Below are 5,489 nucleotides of genomic sequence, written 5' to 3'. Positions count from 1 at the left end.
TTTTTCTTGACAATAAATAGGATTTTTCGGAGAAAATCACTTCAAAAAAATATAGGCGAGTTAATTATGGCAAAAGTAATTTTGGAGCATATTACAAAAATTTATGATAACAGTTTTGAAGCAGTTTCAGATGTAAGTTTAACTGCAGAGGATAAACAATTTGTAGTTCTCGTTGGTCCATCAGGATGTGGAAAAACTACTACATTGCGAATGATAGCCGGTTTGGAAGAAGTTACAAAGGGAAAAATTCATATCGGTGATCGAGTTGTGAATGACGTCCTTCCAAAGGATAGAGATATTGCAATGGTTTTCCAAAACTATGCTCTCTATCCCCATATGACGGTTTACCAGAATATGGCTTTTGGTTTAAAACTTCGTAAAACTCCCAAACAAGAGATAATTGATCGGGTTGAAATGGCTGCGAAATTACTCGGCATTGAGCAACTTCTCGATAGAAAACCAAAACAGCTTTCCGGTGGACAACGTCAACGGGTTGCTTTGGGAAGGTGTATCGTTCGCAAGCCAAAGGTTTTCCTCTTTGACGAACCATTGTCAAATCTCGACGCAAAATTGCGTGTGCAGATGAGAGCCGAGATAATTAAACTTCATAAGAAATTGCAAACTACCATTGTTTACGTTACTCACGATCAGGTGGAAGCGATGACTATGGGAGATAAAATCGTTGTCATGAGCGATGGTGTGGTTCAGCAATATGATTCTCCAATAAATGTTTACAACAAACCAGAAAACAAATTTGTTGCCGGTTTTATCGGTAGTCCTTCCATCAATTTTTTTGATGGAGAGATAAAGAAAGAAGAAAATAATTTGGTTTTTGTTACCCCCGGTTATTCTCTTCCTATTCCTGATAATTTTGAGGAAATACTCAAAAATTATATTGATAAAAAGATCACTTTTGGAATCCGCCCTGAAGATATTTATCACAAAAAATATTCTGCAAATGCTGATATTCCCGCTGGTCTGAAAGCCATCATTGAAGTTGTGGAACCGCTTGGTTCGGAGTTTGTTGTAAATTTCATTATCGGAGAAACAAGTTTTACGGGCAGACTTGAACCAAAGGAAGAACCAATCATGGATACTGAGATGGATATTGTATTCGATATGAAAAAAGCCCACTTCTTTGATCCTCAATCGGAGAAAACAATAATTTAAGGTTTTCGCATTTCGTTTTTCCAAAACGATATTCACATTTCAGTATTTTGTTTTTCCAAAACGTTCTTTCTCAATTCGTTCGGAAAAAATGGCAATGAGTTTAAAAGCACTTCCGGTGATAATTTTGGAACCAAATATCTGTAATAATTTAGTTTTTTAACAAATTGTTTTCTACAAATTCATATAGTGTAAAAGACTACCATTGCGAAAGTTTAGCAAACAACATTTATGAATATTCAGAATCGGTTTCACACAATTATCATTGGGGCGGGTGCATCAGGATTGATGTGTGCCAGATCTGCCGGACAAAGAGGGAAACGGATTCTCGTTTTGGATCATGAAGAGAAAGTTGGAAAAAAAATTCTTATTTCCGGGGGAGGAAAATGTAATTTCACGAATTTGAATATTGAAGCCGGAAATTATCTCTCCCAAAATTCCCATTTTTGCAAATCAGCATTGAGCCGATTTTCCCCCTATGATTTTATTTTTCTTTTGGATAAATATGAAATTCCTTACAGTGAAAAAGAAGCCGGGCAACTTTTTTGTAAAAAAAATTCAGCAGATGTGCTAAAAATTTTGTTATCTGAATGTGAATCGGCAAACGTAAAGATATTCACAAATTGTTTGGTGGAAAAAATAGAAAAGAGGAAAGAATTTATTGTTACCACAAATCTGGGAATTTTTTATTCGCAATCAATTGTAATCGCCACCGGTGGTTTGTCACTTCCCGAAATCGGAGCCACAGGTTTTGGTTATGACGTGGCGAAGCAATTTGGACTTAATATCAACGCACCAAAACCCGGCTTGGTTCCCCTAAAATTATCTGAAGATGATTTCAAAAAATTTAGTGAATTGTCCGGCGTATCAGCCGATGTATGCGTTTCTTGTAATGGACATTCATTCACAGGTTCGCTACTGATTACACATAATGGATTGAGCGGTCCGGTAATTTTGCAAATTTCAAATTATTGGAAAATTGGAGATGAAATAATCATTGATTTTCTACCTAATTATGATTTGAAGAATGAGATTGGCAAGTGGCAGAAAGAAAATCCCAAAGCCACTTTAAGTAATCGGATTGGAACCGTGATCTCAAAACGTCTTGCTAAGCAATTGCTCTCAACATTTTGTTGGAACAAACCGGTTGATCAATACAATCAAGGGGAAATTGAAAATATTGCAGATAAATTTCACAAGTGGAGAATTTTGCCCTCCGGAACAGCGGGTTATAAAAAAGCAGAAGTAACAAGGGGCGGGGTGGACACTAACGAGTTATCATCAAAAACATTTGAGTGCAAAAAGATTGCCGGGCTTTATTTTATTGGTGAAGTTCTGGATGTAACCGGCTGGTTGGGCGGATATAATTTGCATTGGGCTTGGGCTTCCGGGTATTGTGCCGGACAATTTGTGTGAGGAATTTTATAAGAGCTTTTTATTCGTTTTTCCGAATGCGATGGGTTAATCCATTTTTTCCTTTAGATTTTGTGCTTGTGTAGTAATGAAGTTTAAGTGAACTCATTTATCACAATCTCATTTATTCCATCCATAGATTTTTTCCAACTTTTTCACAAAATGGGCAGAAAAAATAAAAAAATATTTTTAAATCCTTGACTTTTAATTTGAATTAATTAATTTTTTAGTAAATTTTGAAAGGAAGTAATACTATGCGAAATTTCATCTACTTATTTTTTATTACAATATTTTTTATATCTGCTTGCGACCTGATTAATGACGATAGCCATCAAAATGTGAATATGAACGAACTGGATGTGGCTGATGATTTTAATTACAACACAACTCGGAATGTAAGAATACAAGTTACGATCGCAGATGAATGGGGAGAATTGTTGAATGGATTTCCGGTTTCGGTTTTTCAAGATACTTTTCGATTTGAAGAGAAAATTATCACAAAAGGTCTTACGGAATCCGATGGAATTTTTTTGCAGGATGTTTCCTTACCTACATCTTTGAGCCAGGTAACTGTTCAGTGCTTTATGGGTTATAAAACCATTGATGTTCAGGATGGGGAAATCTTTTGCGAATTTTTCGGCACACAACAAGAAATCAAAGATCATCCTTTTCCTTACAGATTAAATCGTTCGGGACTAATCGGCAAATGGCAATTCAACACAGGCAGCGGAAGCGTGGCTTATGACAATGCCGGAAATAATGACGGCACAATTTCCGGAGCAACATGGTGTTCCGGCAGAATTGAAAACGCATTGGAATTTGACGGTAACAATGATTACGTGCAGGTTCCGGAAGATCCAATTTTTGACATTCAAGACAGTATCACTTTTATGGCATGGGTAAAACCCAAAAAATTTAAAACCGCCAAAATCGCCGAAAAAGGTGATTGGGATGGTTATGGAATTTATCTTGATAAATGGAAGGGGTGGAAAGCATCTGTTAAATTTGAAGATAATAGCAGTCAATCTCTTAAGTGGGGAGAAGGTCGCCCCAGTTTATACCAGTGGTATCATATTGCCATGACGTATGATAACATACAACTGAAACTTTATGTGAATGGTGAATTGAAAGATAGTGAAGATGTTTCCGGAAATTTGAAAAATAATTCACGAGATATTGATTTTGGATCAGACGGAGGAGCACAGAAATTTTTCAAGGGAATCATCGATGAAATTTATTTATACGATAGAGCATTGTCAATTACCGAAATAGAAGATTATTATAATTCGACCAAGCCGATTCCACAAATGATTTCCATGTGGCACTTTGATGAAAATTCCGGCAACATTGCTTACGATTCGAAGGGTGATAACGATGGAACTGTTTCCGGAGCGGAATGGACAACAGGAATCAGCGGGAATGCTTTGGATTTTGATGGTTCAGGCGGGAATGTCCTCGTCCCAAACAGCGAAGATCTGAATATCACTGGGGAAAATCTGAGTTTCTCTTATTGGTTTAAAATGGACTATGTGGGTAATGATGGTGCGATGATATTTAAGAATACTCAATATTTATCAAGATTAAATTCACAGGGTAGAATTTCATTTGCTCTATATAAACCTAACTGGAAAAGCGTTACGGTAAGGTGGGCGGATCGGATTACTGATACGGATTGGCACCACGTTGCTAATACTTATGACGGCACCGAGATGAAAATATTCGTTGACGGACAATGCCTAAAGACAGAGAATACAAGCGGTGATATTCAGCCTACAAATAGCGATATCCTAATCGGAAGTCAGGGAAGCTTTAATCAATTCGATGGAATTATAGATGAAGTGGCTATCTATAACAAAACCCTGACAGCGATCGAGATAAATAATATTTATAACAATACGAATAATCCCGATACTGACGGAGACGGCGTTCCTGATGATTCCGATGCTTATCCTCTTGATCCGAATAAGGCTTTCAATACGTATTATCCTGCACCGAACGTAAGCGGAACTATTACTTTTGAGGATATGTGGCCCTCCAAAGGAGATTATGATTTCAATGATCTGGTGATGGATTACAATATAAACCAGATATTGAATGCAGATAATGATTTAGTGGAAATTGAGGGGAATTTATCTTTGCGAGCGATTGGAGCCGGTTATTCGAACGGATTTTGGATTCAATTTCCCTTTGACCAAGATAAGGTAGATTCTCTAGGAAATGGTGGGAATGAATTTATCCAATGGGACACAGGAACGGAAAAAGCTGTTTTGCGAATATTTTCAAATGCATTCAGTTTGATGCAGCCCCCTTCGGGTGCTTCGGGTTCTTGGGTTAATACGGTTCCGGGCGAAACGTATGTTACACCTGTTTCACTTTCATTCATTGTAGTTTTAACCGAACCGTTATCCATCGCTGATTTTGATTATCTTCCTCCTTATAATCCCTTCTTGACAGTGAATGGGAACCGAGGAAGAGAGGTGCATTTTGCAGATTATCCACCAACTTCAAAGGTAGATGTATCATTATTTGGAACCGGTGATGATGATTCTGATCCGGATGAAAATCGTTATTATAAAAGTGAAAATAATTTGCCTTGGGCTGTACAAATTCCCATACAGTGGGATTATCCCATTGAGCAAGCAGAATTGACCTGGGCATATCTCGTATTTGAAGATTGGGCGGAAAGCAGCGGAAATCAATATCCGGACTGGTATGAGAATATTTCCGGCAGAGTTGATGAAGATTATATTTATTCGGAATAGACGAAGAAGAAAATAAATTTAAACCCGATTTGAAAGTATATTTTCGAATCGGGTTTTTTTTAGCAGACTGGACTTCATTCACACATTTTGGATGGAGTTCAGAATGCGGATTAGTGTATTTTTTCGGACTTGACACTAATTCGTGCA

The 5,489-nt window shown here is 37.3% G+C and carries 3 protein-coding genes; all 3 read left to right on the top strand.

Annotated elements, in window-relative coordinates; translation table 11 throughout:
• Positions 1-66 precede the first annotated feature (66 nt).
• The 3 genes from ugpC to U9P79_02380 all read left to right on the top strand — a co-directional run bounded on the left by ugpC (position 67) and on the right by U9P79_02380 (position 5,342).
• Complete coding sequence (ugpC, locus tag U9P79_02390) at positions 67-1,170, top strand: sn-glycerol-3-phosphate ABC transporter ATP-binding protein UgpC (GenBank protein ID MEA2103478.1); 1,104 nt, start codon at positions 67-69, stop codon at positions 1,168-1,170.
• Between the two features lie 228 nt (positions 1,171-1,398).
• A complete protein-coding gene (locus U9P79_02385; protein MEA2103477.1) occupies positions 1,399-2,583 on the top strand; it encodes an NAD(P)/FAD-dependent oxidoreductase in 1,185 nt (394 codons plus the stop codon).
• Between the two features lie 251 nt (positions 2,584-2,834).
• Positions 2,835-5,342 carry an LruC domain-containing protein gene (locus tag U9P79_02380; protein ID MEA2103476.1) on the top strand — a complete coding sequence of 836 codons (2,508 nt, stop codon included), beginning with the start codon at positions 2,835-2,837 and terminating at the stop codon, positions 5,340-5,342.
• The last annotated feature ends 147 nt before the right edge of the window (positions 5,343-5,489 follow it).

The sequence above is a fragment of the Candidatus Cloacimonadota bacterium genome (genome assembly GCA_034661015.1).
GTDB lineage: Bacteria > Cloacimonadota > Cloacimonadia > JGIOTU-2 > JGIOTU-2 > JAYEKN01.
Note: the sequence above shows the minus strand (reverse complement) of the source record. Positions and strands in the feature narration are given on the sequence as shown.

Excerpts from the sequence above, each read along its gene's own strand:
- ugpC (MEA2103478.1), top strand. The coding sequence starts at position 67 with ATGGCAAAAGTAATTTTGGAGCATATTACAAAAATTTATGATAACAGT.
- U9P79_02385 (MEA2103477.1), top strand. The coding sequence starts at position 1,399 with ATGAATATTCAGAATCGGTTTCACACAATTATCATTGGGGCGGGTGCA.
- U9P79_02380 (MEA2103476.1), top strand. The coding sequence starts at position 2,835 with ATGCGAAATTTCATCTACTTATTTTTTATTACAATATTTTTTATATCT.